The following is a 15,404-nucleotide window of genomic DNA, read 5'->3' as shown; positions in this document are numbered from 1 at the left end:
CCGGGCGCATGGCCCCGGACTAGAATGATGACGGCCCTGCCCTCGCCGGGGCCCCTCTCCCACCTCAGAAAGCCGGTCTTTTCCGTGTCCTCCGCCTCCAGCGTCCCGCAGCCTCCGCGGCTGCTGTGGAGCCGGAATTTCATCCTGGCCGCCGTGACCAACCTGTTCCTGGCCATGGTGTTCTACCTGCTGGTGACGGCGATGGCCCTCTACGCCGTGAATGAGTTCCAGGCGACGGACATGTTGTCCGGTCTGGCGGTCAGTGCCTTCGTTCTGGGCGCCGTGGTGTCCCGCCTGGTCACCGGCCAGGCCATGGAGATCATCGGGCGCAAGAGGGTTCTCGTCACGAGTCTGATGCTCTTCCTCATCGCCTCCGCCCTGTACCTGCTGGCCGATGGTCTCGGCCTGTTGATCGTCGTCCGCCTGGTCCACGGGCTGGCGTTCGGCGCGGCCAACACAGTGCTCGCCACCGCGGTCCAGGGCATGATCCCGCCCACGCGCCGCAGCGAGGGAACCGGCTGGTTCGGCACGTCCACCACGGTGGGGACCGCCCTGGGGCCGTTGCTGGCCTTCCAACTCACGGATCGGTTCGGCTTCGACTCGCTGTTCTACGTGTGCACGGCCTTCTCCGTCTGCGGCCTCGTGGCCGGCCTGGTGGTGCGGCTGCCGCGGGCACAGCATCATCAGCAGGTCGCCGGACCCCCGCGGTTCACCGTGCGGGGCGTGATCTCCTTGAGGGCCCTGCCCGTGTCCCTCGTAATGCTCATGGGCGGGCTGGCCTATTCCGGGGTGCTGGCCTTCCTCAACGGCTATGCCCAGGAACAGGGCATCAGTTCCACGATTGCCAGTGCCTACTTCGTGGTCTACGCCGTGGTCCTCGTCCTCTCGCGCTTCGTGGTGGGGAACCTGCAGGACCGGCATGGTGACAACGCGGTGGTGTTTCCCCTGCTGGCGTGCTTCGTGGCCAGCCTGGCGGTGCTGGCGCTCTGGCCGGCCGACGGCGGGTTCCTGGTGGCCGCCGCCCTATGCGCCCTCGGCTTCGGAGCCCTGTTGACGTCGCTGCAGTCGGTGGCCGCCACCGTCGTGCCACCCTTCCAGATCGGCGTGGCCACCTCCACGTACTTCCTCATGCTGGACATCGGCACCGGCGTGGGCCCGGTGCTGCTGGGCGCCCTGCTGCCGGCCACCGGGTTCTCCGGGATGTACCTGATGCTGTCCGGCTTCCTCGTGCTGGCCATGGTGGTCTACTGGTTCGCCCATGGCCGCCGCAGCGCCGGCGGCGCTACAGCACGGAGCGTGCCGCGGTGATCAGCAGCGCCACGAGAGCCGCCAGCAGACCCACCTCGGCCGCGATATAGAAGTAGTGCGTGGTGGAGCCGGCGGCGAGGTCACCGGCCAGAACCGCGTCGGTGCGGATGTTGAGGAAGGGCTTGATCACCAGCATCTTGACAGCCAGCACCCCGGCCGCGGCACCGCCGAGGATCCACAGCCGCTGCCGGCCCGGGCGGCCCACCGTCCGCCACATGGCCACGAGCAACAGGACCGCGAGGACCACCTCCACGATGTTCATGGCCATGAATACCCGGCGGCCGATGCCCAGCCCGAGCGGAATGGTGATGCCCGGCGCCGTGAACTTCAAGGGCGCCTCGATCAGGGAGATCCCGAGGACCAGCCCCAGCCAGACGGCTGGGATGACCAGGAGGAAGGACCGCGCCCACAGCGGGCCGGTGACGGAGCGGACGGCCGGGTGCCGGCCGGCGTCGGAAGTGTCCATGCCCTCATGCTAGGTCCGTCCGTGGCCTGCAGCTCGCCGGCCGGTCAGCCCCGCCCGACTCAGCCCCACCCGACTCAGCCCCGCCGGGTGGTGCGGACCATGGCCACCGCCAGGCCGAGCAGCACGGCATAGGCCACGCCGACCAGCACCCAGCCGAGGACGAACCCGCCGGTCAGCTCCACGATCGCACCCATCCCCACGGGCCCGACGGCGAAGCCCGCGTACATGCCCATGGTCGTGGTTCCGCTGGCGGCACCGATCCGGGTGGCGTCCACCGCCTGCATGGTCCCCGCGTTGACGACCACGTTGGTGCCCAGCACGGTCAACCCGTGCAGGACGACCCCGGCCCAGAACAGGGCGGGCAGGTTCCACAGGGATGAGGTGGCCATGCAGGCCATCCCGAGCAGGGCCCCGGAGGAGATCAGCAGCAGCAGCGTGCCCGGCCGGCGTCCAGCGCCCAGGGCACGGCCCCAGTAGATGCGGCTGGCCACGCCCACCACGCCGGAGAGGCCGGCGGCGAGGCCGCCGATGAGCAGGCTGTAGCCGTGGTCCCGCACCGCGAAGAGCGGCAGGTACACGTTGGTGGCCTGGGTGCCCATGCCCGAGAAGAAGGCGACGGCGGTGAACAGCCAGACCTGGACCGGCAGGGATGCCGTCGAGCCAGGTCGCCGGCGCCGGAACCGAGCCGCGAGGACACCCCGGACGGCCGACCAGTCCGTGGGATCCTCCGGTGGGATGTGGCGCAGCGACCACCACAGCAGCACCAGCACCCCCGTGGCGGCGGCCAGCGCGGCACCCGACCAACCGGCCCAGAGGGCCGCGGCGGGGAAGAGCAACCCGGCCACCAGCTGGCTGGCCTGGACCCCGGACTGTTTGACCCCGATCCACCCGGCCCGCTTGACGGCGGGCACGGCCGAGTAGATGACGCGGTTGGTGGTCGGGTTGGCGATCACCTGTGCCGGGCCGACGAGGACGCACGCCACGATCAAGGTCCAGTACTGCGGGCCGAGGGACGAGACCAGCAGTGCCAGCACGGTTCCGCCGTAGTTGAAGACCAGTTGGCTGCGGATGCTGAGGACGTCGGCGAGCCGCCCGATCACCATGGAGGAGACGGCGGCACTGACGAACAGCACCGTCACGAGGAGACCGAACTGGCCGGCCGAGACACCGAGTTCCTGGATCAGCAGGTCCGAGGTCGCCGAGAGCCCGTAGTTGAGCAGCGGGCCCACGCCCATGGCGATGAGCAGTACGGTCAACAGCGCCGCGCCGGCTTTCGGCACCTCAGGTTCCGGTGCCGGACTTGACTGGCTCACTCCATTCCTCGATTCCCTAGAGCGGTGGAAAACGCCTCAGCGGCCTGCTGTAGCTGGTCGATGAGGACCGACAGCCCGGCGTCCGGCAGCCGCTCCGTGGGGGCCACCACGGCCAGGCCGGCCACGGTGCGCCCGGTGACCTCCCGCAGTGGCACCGCGACGGCGGAGATCCCCTCCGTGCTCTCGCCTCGGGACACCGCGTAACCGGCCTGTCGGATTCTAGCCAGCATCCCCGTCAGGTCCGGCACGGTGTCCACGGTGTGGTCCGTCAGCTTCTTCAGGCCACCGCCGAACATTCCGGCGACGTCGGCCGGGGCCAGATCCGCCAGCATCACCCGGCCTCCGGCCGTGCCGTACGCCGGCATCCGGGCGCCGATGCGAGGAGAGGCCCGGAGGACATGCGCGGACTCGATGCCGTCGACGAACTCGACCTCGGAACGGACCAGCACGGACAAGGAGACCGACTCCCCCGTGGCCGCGGCGAGGGACTCCATGGGCCGGTGGGCCGCACGCCGGATCTCCCGGTTCTCCACCACACCACCGGCCAGGGAGAGCAGGGCGGCCCCCGGCCGGTAGACGCGGCTGTAGGGGTCCTGGACCACATAGCCCCGCGAGGCCAGCGTGCCCAGGAGGCGGTGTGCGCTGGACGGGGCGATGCCGAGGTCCTCCGCGATCTCCCGCACGCGGACACCTCCCTCCGCCATGACACGGTCCACCACGGTCAGTGCGTGGACCACAGACCTGATCTCCGTCATGGCATCCTCCTCGTCCCTGGGCGGTAATCGTTCCGTACAGCAGAACATTTGACCTGATCGTTCCGCCTGGCGCTCCTGCATCCTACGCTTCTGGAAACACCGACGTCATCCACAGCAGCTGGGCCTGCCAGACCAGCACGAGTCACACGAGTCAGGAGCCCCGATGAGAACCACCGCGAGGACAGGGACGAGCACCCGGCGCCGCAGCCGCTGGCTGGCACCACTGCTGGCAGCACCCTTGCTGCTGGCCGCCTGCGGTGATGGCGGCACCTCAGGCCAGGAGTCCAGTGGCGGAACCGGGTCGCCGGCCGAGGGCACCGCCACCGGCACGGCCGGGCCCGCGGGCGCCACGGAGGTCCGGGTGGCGGACACCGCCGGCATGCCGTCGGCCTTCCTGCAGTACGGGGTGAACGAGGGCTACTTCGAGGCGGAGGGCCTGGACGTCACGGTCGATGTCAGCATCGGCGGTGCCGCGGCCGTGCCGGCCGTGGTCAACGGAGAGACCCAGTTCGCCGGCTCGAACACCGTCAGTGCCATCCTGGCCGCCAGCAAGGGCCTCCCCATCATCATCGTGGCCGCCGGCACCCGCACCATGGAGGATCCCGAGGACGATTTCGCCCGCATCATGGCCTCCGCCTCCAGCGGGGTCGAGGAGGTCGAGGACCTGGAGGGCGCCACGATTGCGGTCAACACGTTGGAGAACATCAACGACGTGGTCATCATGACGCTGATGGAGGATGCGGGCGCCGACCGCACCCAGGTCAAGTTCGCCGAGATGGGCTTCTCGGACATGCTCCCGGCCCTGGCCAACGGGCAGGTCGACGCAGCCCTGCTGATCGAACCGTTCGTCACCATGGCCGTGGACCAGGGCGCCACGGAGGTGGCCAGCCCCTACGCCGAGTCCCGGCCGAACATGATGGTGGGCACGTACATGACCTCCGAGGAGTACGCCGCCGAGAACCCGGAGACGGTGGAGGCGTTCCAGCGGGGCATCAGTGCCACCGGACAGGCCATCGCCGAAGACCCGGACGCCTTCCGCGAGGCGCTGCCCGAGGTCACCACGATCGAGCCCGACCTCGCCGGCCAGATCCACCTGCCCGCCTGGGACGCCTCGGTGGACCTGGAGACCCTGAAGTTCCTCAACGAGCGCATGGTCCGGTACGGGCTGATCGACGAGGAGATCAACGTCGAGGACATCGTCACCGCGCCCTCTGACTAAGCCACCCCTGCCACCCCACCGGAGAGACCCGAGGATCCAGCACATGACCAGTGACACGACCGCCCAACCCGCACCCCGCCCCTACCGGCGCATCGCCACGGAGGAGGCCTGGGCACCGCCGGAGATGTTCGACCTGTTCCGGGGGATCCTCGGCGACCACCCGGAGGACGATCCGGGGTTCATGAGCCTCATGGGCTACTACGTCCTCAACGACGGCGACCGTCCGCGATTCATCCGCGAGCGCATGACGGACACCGAGGGGGTGCGCCTGCAGGAGATGGACGCGGCCGGCGTCGACCATCAGATCCTGTCCCTGACCGCCCCGGGCACCAACCCGCTCCCCCCGGTGCAGGCGACCGACCTGGCCCGGCTGGCCAACGACCAGCTCGGCGAGATCGTCCGGAACCGGCCCGACCGCTTCTCCGGCCTGGCCGCCGTGCCCTTCACCGCGCCCGACGCCGGCGCCGCCGAGCTCGAGCGGGCCGTCACGCGACTGGGCCTGAAGGGCGCCATCCTGAACTCCCACGTGCGGGACCGGTACACGGACACGGACGAGTTCCTGCCCTTCTATGAGGCCGCCGAGGCGCTCGGGGTGCCGGTCTACCTGCACCCCAACGCCCCCTCGGCCAGCCTGTTCAAGCCGCTGCATGACCGCGGCCTGGACGGCTCGATGTACGGCTTCGGGGTGGAGACCGGCCTGCATCTGATGCGGCTGGTGGTCTCCGGGGTGTTCGAGCGCTTCCCGAACCTGACGATGGTGGTCGGCCACCTCGGGGAGGCCGTCCCGTTCTGGCTGAACCGGATCGACTACATGTACGGCAAGCAGGTGGCCACGGGTCGCTACCCGCATGTGAAGCCGTTGCCGATGAAGCCCTCTGAGTACATCCGCCGCAATGTCTGGATCACCACGAGCGGCATGCCGTGGCAGGACGAGGTGATGTTCGTGCGGCAGATGATGGGCGCCGACCGCGTGATGTACGCGATGGACTACCCCTACCAGTACGAGCCGGCCGAGGTGACCCTGCAGGACAACCTGCCGATCTCGGCGGAGGAGAAGTTCGAGTTCTTCGAGGGCATCGCCACCCGGGTGTTCAACCTGGACCTCGGTTCCTGACCCACACACGCTTCGAGTCGAGTGGGGGGGTGTTTTCGCCCGGCACCCACCCCAACCCGACTGAAAGTAGGGCGGCAGGATCAGGAACCGAGTTTCGAGCGCAGGGCGGCGAGCGCCGCCGTCGCCGCCGTCCACAGGGTGGGCTCGGGGACGGGGACGAACCGGGGCGAGTGGTTGACCGGCATGGAACCGGAGTCCACGGCCTGGGCGTCGAATCCCCCGAAGAACCAGAACACGGAGGGCACTCCCAACGCGCCGGGGAGGATTCCGAAGTCCTCCGAACCCATCTTGGGCTGGCCGTCTTTCACCTTCTCGGCGCCGAGGGCTCCGCGCAAGGTCTCGACGAGCTCCGCCGTCGCGTCCGGGTCGTTGAAATTGCGGGGGAAGCGGTAGAGCTCCTCGATCACCGGCTCGGGTGCTCCGGAGGCCTGCGCCTCGGCGGAGATGATGCGTCGGAGGGCGGCCAGCACCGTGGTGCGCACCTCGTCGTCCATGGTGCGGACGTTGAGGGTGAACTCGGCGGAGTCCGGGATGATGTTCTCCTTGAGCCCGGCATGGAAGGTGCCGACCGTCACCACAGCGGACTCACGGGCGGAGATCTCCCGGGAGACGATCCCCTGCAGCCGCGTGACGATGTGGGCGCCGAGCACGATGGGATCGATCGAGTTCTCCGGCTGGGAGCCGTGGGACTGTTCCCCTCGCAGGGTGACCTTCCAGGAGTCCGCATAGGCCATGGCGGGCCCACCGACCACCTCGACCGTCCCGGCCAGACCCGGCATGACGTGCTGGCCGAAGATGATCTCCGGGTGCGGGGCGCGGTCCCAGAGGCCGTCCTCCACCATCGCCTGTGCGCCGGCCGCCGTCTCCTCCCCGGGCTGGAAGATCAGCACGACCGTTCCGGACCAGGTCTCTCGCCGGGCAGCCAGCACCTCGGTGGCGGTCATCAGCGCGGCCACGTGGGTGTCATGGCCGCAGCCGTGCATCACCGGAACCTCGGTGCCGTCGGCCAGGGTGCCACGGGCGGTGCTGCGGTAGTCAACCGTGGAGTCCTCCTGGATCGGCAAGCCGTCCGTGTCCGCCCGGAACCCGACGACGGGCCCGGCGCCGTTGCGCAGCACGCCCACCACGCCGGTGCCACCGCAGCGGAAGTGTTCGATGCCCAGCGTGTCCAGGTGCGCCTCGATGAACGCCGCCGTGGCGTGCTCCTGCATGGACAGCTCCGGATGAGCATGCAGATGCCGGTAGAAAGCGAGCATGCGCTGGCGCAGCTCGGCCGGGATCTCCGGGTGGTCGGTGTCGGACGGATCGAGGTGGGTCTGGGACTGCATCGTGGCCTTTCGGGAGGTTTTGGCGAGGAGAGGGAGGGTTTGGCGAGGAGGGGGAGGGTTCGGCGAGGTATGGAGGAAGTCGGCCGGGGACGAACCGGCAGAGCGGTCAGGCCGACGCGGAGTCGCCCGGCTCGGCCGTTCCGGACGCGGAAACCGCCGGCTCGAAGGGCTCGCGTTTGCGCACGTACCAGCCGATCACGAGGGTGACGATCACGGAGATCGCCGTGGCGGCCATGCCCAGGGCGGGCACCAGGGGCACCAGCACGAACTGCACCAAGGCGGCCACCACCGCGGCCACCGCGGTGGCGCGGACCTGCTTCAGGGAGACGATGGCCTGGATGATGACCGCGCCCAGCACGGCGGGCAGGACGTACACCCGGACCACGTCTGTGACGGACTCCGGGATGACACTGATGAGCCAGGTGCCGAGGATCCCCACGAAGACGAGGAGGGAGAGCAGATGCACGAAGGCCGCACCGCAGATCGCCATGACGGCCGCGAGCCCGCCGCGGTGCGTACCGGGCTTGGCACCGATCCGCGCCTGGGCGATCAGGGCGGAGGGCAGCAGCTTGTTCGAGATGTTGCCGATCATGAAGGCCTGGTACATCGAGGCCGGGCCCAGGATCGGGAAATAGGTGATCGGCTCGATGATCCAGATGACGAAGAAGGTTCCGGCGACGGCGGCGAAGGCGGTGAAGAGGGCGGTGGCGGTCACGCCGAGGTCGGCGAAGAAGACCAGGTAGAGCGGGCCGGCCAGGGAGAAGACCAGCCCGGCCAGCATGGTCAGCCGGCCCCACCGCGAGGTGGTGGCATCGAATTCGGCCATGCTGCCCGGCGACGCGGAGGTTGTGGAGGTGGCGGAGGTGGCACTGGCGGTGGGGGATGGTGCGGTCATCGGGACTCCTGGCGATGGAGGGGATCAAGGGGGTGGGCGGGACGGCCCGGCTCAGGCGGCCGGCGCGAGCCCGGCGGACTGGGCGAGGTAGGCGGCGGCGAGGCCGAGCAGGATGGCGATGCCCAATCCCCACTCGCGCAGCCACCGCATCCCCGGCAGTCGGGCCAGCAGCAGGCACACTCCCATCACGAGAGCCGAGGCGGCCAGGGTGATCAGGTGCACCGAGCTCTTGGGCACCTCGGCGAAGCCGAGGGAGAGGAAGGCACCGAGCAGGGCGGCCGCCGGGACCACGGTCATGAGGGCCGGGTTGACCTTGGCCATGCGGTGTTCGCCCTTCTTCAGCAGGGGTGTGAGGATCAGGGTGGCGAGCATCCACATGGCCCCGCCCAGGCTCATGGCGAAGAACATGATGGCGAACGCCTGCTGGTCATAGGAGGGGCCGCCCAGCTCCGCGCCGACTGTCCCGGCGGCGATGCTGGCCGCGGCCGTCTCATACTGCACCGACCCGATCAAGCCGATGCGGACCAGGGTGGCCGGGGTGCCGAACAGGGCGAGCAGGGCGACGGCGACGAGGACCACCGCCAGCGAGGGGCCGATCGCGGCGATGGCCCCGGTCCGGAAGGTGGTCTTTAGTTCCTGCTGACTGAGGCCGGCAGCCGGCGCCGCCTTGCGGGCGGCCATCATGTAGATCACCGACTGGACGGCGATGACGAGGAAGACGCCCAGGGCACAGATCCAGAGGACGGGCATGTTGGCCAGGGCCAGCACGCCGTTCGGGTCGGCGGCCGGGGCAGCGGCCGCGCTTGCTGCTGAGATCATGGCGATCCTTCAATTCGTGAGGTCGGTTCCGGCTCGGAGCTCGGAACTTGTTTGATGCACTTCGTCGCTACCATTGTGATGTGCGCTACATCACTTCACGAGAAATCGCAGGAAATTCACACTCATCGGAGGTTAGAGGCACATCATGAACAAAGCGCCCCGCCTCCTGGACGAAGGCGATCTCCAACTGGTCCATGCCCTGCAGATCGGGCCGCGTTTGCCATGGACGGTCTTGGGCGAGGTCCTCGAGCAGCATCCGACCTCACTGGCCGCCCGGTGGCGCCGGCTCGAACAAAGCGGCTCCGCCTGGATCACCGCCCACCCGCTGGGACACCCGGACCAGATGGCCCTGTCCTTCCATGACGTCCGGTGCCAACCGGGCCACCGGCAACAGGTCGCGGAGGCCATCGGCAGGATTCCGGAGGTCTTCTCGGTGGAGGAATGCCACCGGGACCGGGACTTCATGTTGACCGTCATCTCCCCCGAGCCGACCCAGCTCACGGAGATCGTCTATCCACAGCTTGAGGACATTCCCCATCTGTCCGGGTACGAGTCCACGTTCTGCACCCGCCTGCACCGCACCGCGGCCAACTGGGAGCTCGATGCTCTCAGTCCCCAGCAGCGGCGCGCGCTCCGCGCGGCCGCCGACCCGCCGCCGACACCCGAGGCGCACCCGGGCCCCCCACCGCCGTCCTTCGGTGCCATCCTGCGCGTGCTTGGCCGCGACGGCCGGGCCACCGCGGCACAGGTCGCGGAGGCCACCGGTCTGCACCCGGCCACGGCTCGACGCCGGCTCCAGCGGGTGCTGGACTCCGGCACCCTGAGCTTTCGCTGCGACGTGTCCCACCGGGCCACGGGCTACCCCGTGATGTGCCAGTGGTTCGCCCGGCTCCCGGCCGCCGACCACGATGCGGCAGCCGCCGAACTAGCGGGGCTCGGCGCCCTGCGGCTGTGCGCCTCGACGACGGGCCGTTCCAACTTCATGTTCATGATGTGGCACCGATCGCCCACGGACATCATGGCCCTGGAGCGGCGGGCTTCAGAGAAGCTGCTCCGCCTGGAGATCCGCGAGACCGTCATCATCTCGAACATCCCCAAACGTGCCGGGTGGCACCTGGACGCCGACGGGCGGCGCCGGGAGGACTTCGTCGAGGTGGGCCACCACTGGGATTGATGAAACCGGTCAGCAGACCGTCCACAGGTCGATGATGACCCGGTCGGGTTCGCGGCGGCCGGAGCCGATGACCACGGTGGACTCCAGCCAGGACCAGGTCTCGCCGGCCACCTCGAAGCGGGGCGCGCAGCGGAAGTAGATCCGTTCGGCGGGCACCCGTTCACCGCGGGCCAGGGCGGAGATGTCCTCGGCCGAGCCGGTGCGATAGGCGGCGTTCATGACGTAGAGCCGGTCGCCGTCGTCGGTCTCGATGACGTACCGGGCATCCAGGTCCGAGGCCGTGTCCGACTGGATGAGCTGGAAGTCCGCGCCGCCGGGCAGGATGCGTCCGTTCAGCCCGGGCCCGGTGACGGTGCCTCCGGAGATCGGGATGACGCGGCGCAGGCCCCGATGGGTCCTTCCGACCTCCACGGGTTCGGCCACGTCGACCGCCACGGTGGCCAGGAACTCGAGTCGGGGCGGGGTGGGGCCGGCAGTGGTGTCGAGGCGTCCGGAGGCGGCGGCAGAGGTCTGGGGCATGACCACCACGCTAGGGCCGGCTCCCCGCGGACGCCATGCACATCCTCCGTGCATCCGATGCACAGCGAATTCCGTTGAGATCGCCAACGGTCGGGGGCACCATGAGGTGTTATGGATCACATCACCGCTTCGCAGCCCCGCGCCTCGGGCGGCCCCTCCCCGGACCCCGCCGCCGTCTCCTCCCGTGGCTCCGCCCCGGCCACCACCACCTCGGCCGCCGCCGGCACCGCTGCGCGGCGCGCCGGCCGCCCGCGGGACCTCGTGGCCGTGAACATCGGCAACGCCCTGGAGTGGTTCGACTGGAACATCTACGCGATTTTCGCCCCGTTCTTCGCCGCCCAGTTCTTCCGCGCCGAGGACCCGGTGTCCAGCCTGCTCTCCACGCTGGCCGTCTTCGCGGTCGGCTTCCTCATGCGCCCGGTGGGCGGGTGGCTGTTCGGCCGGCTGGCGGATGACAAGGGGCGGAAGTTCAGCCTGACCCTGGCCATCTTGCTGGCTTCCTTCGGCTCCCTGCTGATCGCCGTGGCCCCGACCTTTGACGCGATCGGCGTGTGGGCCGGCGTCGTCCTCCTGGTGGCCCGGCTCATCCAGGGATTGTCCCACGGCGGCGAGACCGGCAGCGCCTTCACCTACCTGGCCGAGATCGCCCCGCAGGACAAGCGCGGCTTCTGGGCGTCCACCCCGTGGCTGGGCGTGGGGGTGGGCACCATGCTCGCCACCGGCGTCGGCGTGCTGCTGACTGCCCTGCTCTCCGAGGCGCAGATGGCCGAGTTCGGCTGGCGTATCCCCTTCGCCGTCGCAGCCGTCCTCGGGGTCTACGCCCTCTACATCCGCAAGACCATGAACGAGTCCGAGGTGCACACCGAGCGAAAGGAGCGCGACGAGCGCGAGGGGGTGGACTCCCTGTCCCTGCGGGAGGTCCTCTCCGAACTGGGCCGTGAATGGAAGCCGCTGCTGCAGATCGTCGGTTTGACGATCTCCGGCGTGGTGGCCTTCTACACCTGGTTCATCTTCGCCCCCGGCTACGCCTCCCGCGAGTTCGGCATGGATCCGAACGCCTCCCTGGTGGCTGGGCTGTGCGGCCAGGCCGTGTTCCTGGTGGCCATCCCCGTGATGGGCAAGCTCTCCGACCGCTTCGGACGCAAACCGGTGCTGATGGTCTTCGCGGCCGGCTTCGCGCTCGTGGCCTTCCCCCTGGAATGGATGCTCGGCCCGAGCCCGTTCATGCTCTTCCTGGCCATGGCCGCCGGCTCCGTGCTGCTGGCCGCGAACTGCGCCCCGCTCGGCGCCGTCTTCGCCGAGCTGGTCCCGACCAAGCTGCGGGCCACCCTGATCGGGGTCGGCTACGCCACCTCCGGGGCGATCTTCGGCGGCACGGCTCCCTATCTGAACACCTGGTTGTCCAGCATCGGGATGCACGGGTTATTCGTGGGCTACATGATCGTGCTCTGCCTGGTTAGCGTGGTGGTCATCATCAAGATGCCGGAGACCGCCCGCCGCGACCTCCGCTGAACCCGCCGGCACCGGTCCGGCAGGAAGACGGGAACGGGTGCGACTGACACTGCGCCAACTCGAACACTTCTGCGCTGTGGCTCGGACGGGCAGTATCAGCGCCGCGGCCGCCCAGCTGAGGGTGTCCAGGACCTCCGTCACGGAAGCCCTGGACACCCTCGAGCGCATCTCCGGCACCGTGCTGTGCCACCGCAGCAAGGCCGAGGGCGTGGTGCTCACGGCCTCCGGGGAGGACTTCTTCATCCGGGCGCGCTCGGTGCTGGACCAGGCCCTCGACCTTGAGGTGCCCGACGGCGACCGGCAGCTCGGCGGCACCCTCGCCGTCGGCTGTTTCCGGTCTCTGGCACCGACGGTCCTGCCCGCGTTGTGGTCCGAGTTCGCCGCGCGGCATCCCGGCGTCACCGTCTCCGTGACGACCGGGAACCGGGCTGAGCTGGTGGAGCAGCTCTCCCTCGGCATTCTGGACGTGGTCCTGGCGTACAACCTCCATGCCCTGCCCGGACTGGGATCCGCCCGCCTCTACGACACGACGATGTATGCCCTTTTGCCGGCCGACCACCGCTTCGCCGAGCGGGGACGGGCACCCCTGGCCGAGTTGGCGGCGGAGCCCCTGCTGCTGATGGACGTCTCCCCCAGTTCCGACGACATCCTCTCCTACTTCGCCCACCACGGCGCGGCCCCGAACGTGCGGATGAAGTCCCCGGACTTCGAGCTCATCCGGTCCCTGGTGGCCCGCGGGCTGGGCTATTCAATCTTCATCCAGCGGCCCCGGCACGATGTCTCCTATGAGGGGCTGCCGGTGGCCTGCGTCCCCCTGGACCCCGAGCCCCACCTGGAACGGGCGTCCATCGCCTGGTCGGAACGGCGGCGGCTGCCCGCCCCGGGCCGGAGTTTCGTGGACCTGGCTATCGCCCTGGGTCCGCAGGTTGCGCCGGCGCCGTGATGGCGAGGCCGGTCAGGACCCCAGCCGGCCCTCCGGCCGGGGCTCGTTGCTGACCACGGGGGTGGATCCGGTGTCCGAGCCGGAGCGCCGGGGCCGGGCGCCGTCGAGGTCCTTCTCCTCGGCATTCCGCTCGGGCGGGCGACCCTCGGAACGCGGTTCGCCCTCGCCCTCACTCTGCCCCTCGCCACGGCGATCGCCGGCCGAGTCTGTACCCGAGCCCGGGTCTCTGCCCGCGCTGGCAGAACCAGTCGCACCGGCGGAACCGGCCGGCGTGGGGACGGGGCGTTGCGCCTCACCGGAGCGCAGGGAGGACCGCAGGTCCCCGAGGGACATCGCGGAGGTCTGCACTTCCAGCTCATCACGCCACTGCGGATCGGGCTCGGTCAGGTAGCCGACGGGGGCGTGCTCGCCGAAGTGGTCGGCGTCCGCCTCCCGCCAGTCGGCGGCCCAGCCGCGCGGCGGCTCGTTGAGCAGTTCGTCCTCCCGCAGCCAGTGGTAGATGGAGGCGTAGGAGCGGGTGTTGAGGTGGTCCACCCGGCGGCGCAGCATGCGGGTGTTCAGCTGGGACGGATGGTTCAGGCCCATCGACGCCATGATCTGCACGGCCTCACGGACGGTGAGCTTCTGGTAGTTGTGCACGCGCTTGGACTTGTCCTCCACGTCCAGCGCCCGGGTGAGCCGCGGGTCCTGCGTGGCCACGCCCACGGGGCAGTGGTTCGTGTGGCACTTCTGGGCCTGGATGCATCCGGTGGCCATCATCATGGCGCGGGCGGACATGGTGAAGTCGGCCCCCTGGATCAGCCGTTTGACGATGTCCGATCCGGTGGCGACCTTGCCGGCCGCGCCCAGCTTGATCATGTGCCGCAGCCCCGTGCCGACCAGGGCGTTGTGCACCAGCATGAGGCCCTCGGTCAGCGGGGTGCCCACGTGGTCGGAGTACTCCAGCGGGGCGGCACCGGTGCCGCCCTCGGAGCCGTCCACGATGATGTAGTCCGGGGCGGTCCGCTCCTCCCAGATGGCCTTGCACATGGCCAGCACGTCCGTGCGGGAGCCCACGCAGAACTTGATGCCGACCGGCTTGCCGTCGGAGAGTTCGCGCAGGCGGCCGATGAACCGGACCATCTCCCGGGGCGTGGTGAAGGCCGAATGGGAGGCCGGGGAGATGCAGTCGACGCCGACCGGCACCTCGCGCGCCTCGGCGATCTCCGGGGTGACCTTGGGGCCGGGCAGCACACCGCCGAGCCCGGGTTTGGCCCCCTGGGAGAGCTTGATGGTGATGCCCTTGACCTCCGGCAGGGTGGCCTTCTCCGCGAAGCTCACCGGGTTGAACCGGCCGTCCTCGGTGCGGCAGCCGAAGTAACCGGAGCCGATCTCCCAGAACAGGTCCGCCCCGTTGCCCCGGTGGTACTTCGTCAGCCCGCCCTCTCCGGTCTCGTGGATGAATCCGCCCAGGCCGGCCCCCTTGTTCATGGCCACCACCGCGTTCTTGGACAGCGAGCCGAAGGACATGGACGAGATGTTCATCAGGGACAGGTCATAGGGCTGGCGGCAGTCAGGGCCGCCGATCCGCACGGTGGGGATCTTCTCCGGCGGCGCCACGGGTGCCGTGGAGTGCAGGAGGAACTCGTAGCCGATCCGCCCCGTGTCCCGCTCCGTCCCGAAGGCCTTGTGGTCGTCCGCACCCTTGGACCGCGAGTACACGATCGAACGGGTATCCCGGTCGAAGGGCTTGCCGTCGAAGTTCCGCTCGATGAAGTACTGCTGAATCTCCGGACGGATCGACTCCAGCAGGTACCGCATGTGCCCGATCACCGGGAAGTTCCGCAGGATCGCATGCCGCTTCTGGGTCAGGTCCCAGATGGCGAGTCCCACGAGCAGCAGGGCGACCAGGCAGAGGAAAATCCATGCCCAGAACCCGACCAGGTAGGCGATGACCAGGATGAGGACGAGCGTGGTGAGCCCGCCGATGATGAGGAGGCGGTTGTTCATGCCTCCCATCCTGCACCCGCGGGAGGCAGAACGCACGACGGCGGCGCGCG

The 15,404-nt window shown here is 69.5% G+C and carries 14 protein-coding genes; 6 read left to right on the top strand and 8 right to left on the bottom strand.

Annotated features, from left to right (window positions below; genetic code table 11):
- Nucleotides 1-84: 84 nt before the first annotated feature.
- The gene (locus tag AB0333_RS10375; protein ID WP_366218614.1) at nt 85-1,308 is read left to right on the top strand and encodes an MFS transporter; all 1,224 of its coding nucleotides are present in this window, start codon (nt 85-87) and stop codon (nt 1,306-1,308) included.
- Here the strand turns inward: AB0333_RS10375 and AB0333_RS10370 are convergent.
- From AB0333_RS10370 to AB0333_RS10360, 3 genes are all read right to left on the bottom strand, one after another.
- A complete protein-coding gene (locus AB0333_RS10370) occupies nt 1,283-1,774 on the bottom strand; it encodes a hypothetical protein (protein WP_366218613.1) in 492 nt (163 codons plus the stop codon). The two genes, AB0333_RS10375 and AB0333_RS10370, sit on opposite strands and share 26 nt — an antisense overlap.
- A gap of 74 nt (nt 1,775-1,848) precedes the next feature.
- Nucleotides 1,849-3,087, bottom strand: coding sequence for an MFS transporter (locus AB0333_RS10365; protein WP_366218612.1), 1,239 nt, complete (start codon nt 3,085-3,087; stop codon nt 1,849-1,851).
- Nucleotides 3,084-3,842 (bottom strand): IclR family transcriptional regulator, encoded by a 759-nt coding sequence (locus tag AB0333_RS10360; protein ID WP_366218611.1) that lies wholly within the window; start codon nt 3,840-3,842, stop codon nt 3,084-3,086. Before AB0333_RS10360 ends, AB0333_RS10365 begins: the two co-directional genes overlap by 4 nt.
- Before the next feature lie 163 nt (nt 3,843-4,005).
- Here AB0333_RS10360 and AB0333_RS10355 point away from each other — a divergent pair, with 163 nt between their 5' ends.
- The gene (locus AB0333_RS10355; RefSeq protein WP_366218610.1) at nt 4,006-5,061 is read left to right on the top strand and encodes an ABC transporter substrate-binding protein; all 1,056 of its coding nucleotides are present in this window, start codon (nt 4,006-4,008) and stop codon (nt 5,059-5,061) included.
- Between the two features lie 43 nt (nt 5,062-5,104).
- Complete coding sequence (locus AB0333_RS10350) at nt 5,105-6,175, top strand: amidohydrolase family protein (protein ID WP_366218609.1); 1,071 nt, start codon at nt 5,105-5,107, stop codon at nt 6,173-6,175.
- An 80-nt stretch (nt 6,176-6,255) separates the two neighbouring features.
- Here AB0333_RS10350 and AB0333_RS10345 read toward each other — a convergent pair whose 3' ends face one another.
- From AB0333_RS10345 to AB0333_RS10335, 3 genes are all read right to left on the bottom strand, one after another.
- On the bottom strand, nt 6,256-7,431 hold the full coding sequence (locus AB0333_RS10345) for an amidohydrolase (RefSeq protein WP_366218716.1): 1,176 nt from the start codon (nt 7,429-7,431) through the stop codon (nt 6,256-6,258).
- 178 nt (nt 7,432-7,609) lie between these two features.
- Nucleotides 7,610-8,329, bottom strand: a complete 720-nt coding sequence (locus AB0333_RS10340; RefSeq protein WP_366218715.1) for a hypothetical protein — start codon at nt 8,327-8,329, stop codon at nt 7,610-7,612.
- 120 nt (nt 8,330-8,449) lie between these two features.
- Entirely contained in the window at nt 8,450-9,217 is a 768-nt protein-coding gene (locus tag AB0333_RS10335; RefSeq protein ID WP_366218607.1) for a DUF5058 family protein, read from the bottom strand.
- 145 nt (nt 9,218-9,362) lie between these two features.
- Between AB0333_RS10335 and AB0333_RS10330 the strand changes: the two genes are divergently transcribed.
- Entirely contained in the window at nt 9,363-10,391 is a 1,029-nt protein-coding gene (locus AB0333_RS10330) for an Lrp/AsnC family transcriptional regulator (RefSeq protein WP_366218606.1), read from the top strand.
- Between the two features lie 9 nt (nt 10,392-10,400).
- On the opposite strand, the gene AB0333_RS10325 is transcribed toward AB0333_RS10330, so the two are convergent.
- A complete protein-coding gene (locus tag AB0333_RS10325) occupies nt 10,401-10,910 on the bottom strand; it encodes a DUF3237 domain-containing protein (protein ID WP_366218605.1) in 510 nt (169 codons plus the stop codon).
- A 111-nt stretch (nt 10,911-11,021) separates the two neighbouring features.
- On the opposite strand from AB0333_RS10325, the gene AB0333_RS10320 reads away from it, so the two are divergent.
- Both AB0333_RS10320 and AB0333_RS10315 read left to right on the top strand, forming a co-directional pair.
- Entirely contained in the window at nt 11,022-12,422 is a 1,401-nt protein-coding gene (locus tag AB0333_RS10320; RefSeq protein ID WP_366218604.1) for an MFS transporter, read from the top strand.
- Nucleotides 12,423-12,459: 37 nt separating this feature from the next.
- Nucleotides 12,460-13,365, top strand: coding sequence for a LysR substrate-binding domain-containing protein (locus AB0333_RS10315; RefSeq protein ID WP_115932134.1), 906 nt, complete (start codon nt 12,460-12,462; stop codon nt 13,363-13,365).
- A 12-nt stretch (nt 13,366-13,377) separates the two neighbouring features.
- Here AB0333_RS10315 and AB0333_RS10310 read toward each other — a convergent pair whose 3' ends face one another.
- Nucleotides 13,378-15,354, bottom strand: coding sequence for an FMN-binding glutamate synthase family protein (locus AB0333_RS10310; protein ID WP_366218603.1), 1,977 nt, complete (start codon nt 15,352-15,354; stop codon nt 13,378-13,380).
- Nucleotides 15,355-15,404 lie beyond the last annotated feature (50 nt).

Source organism: Citricoccus sp. NPDC079358, from assembly GCF_040702545.1.
Taxonomy (GTDB): Bacteria; Actinomycetota; Actinomycetes; order Actinomycetales; family Micrococcaceae; genus Citricoccus.
The sequence above is the reverse complement of the archived record's forward strand: the minus strand, read 5'-3'. Positions and strand labels throughout refer to the sequence as shown.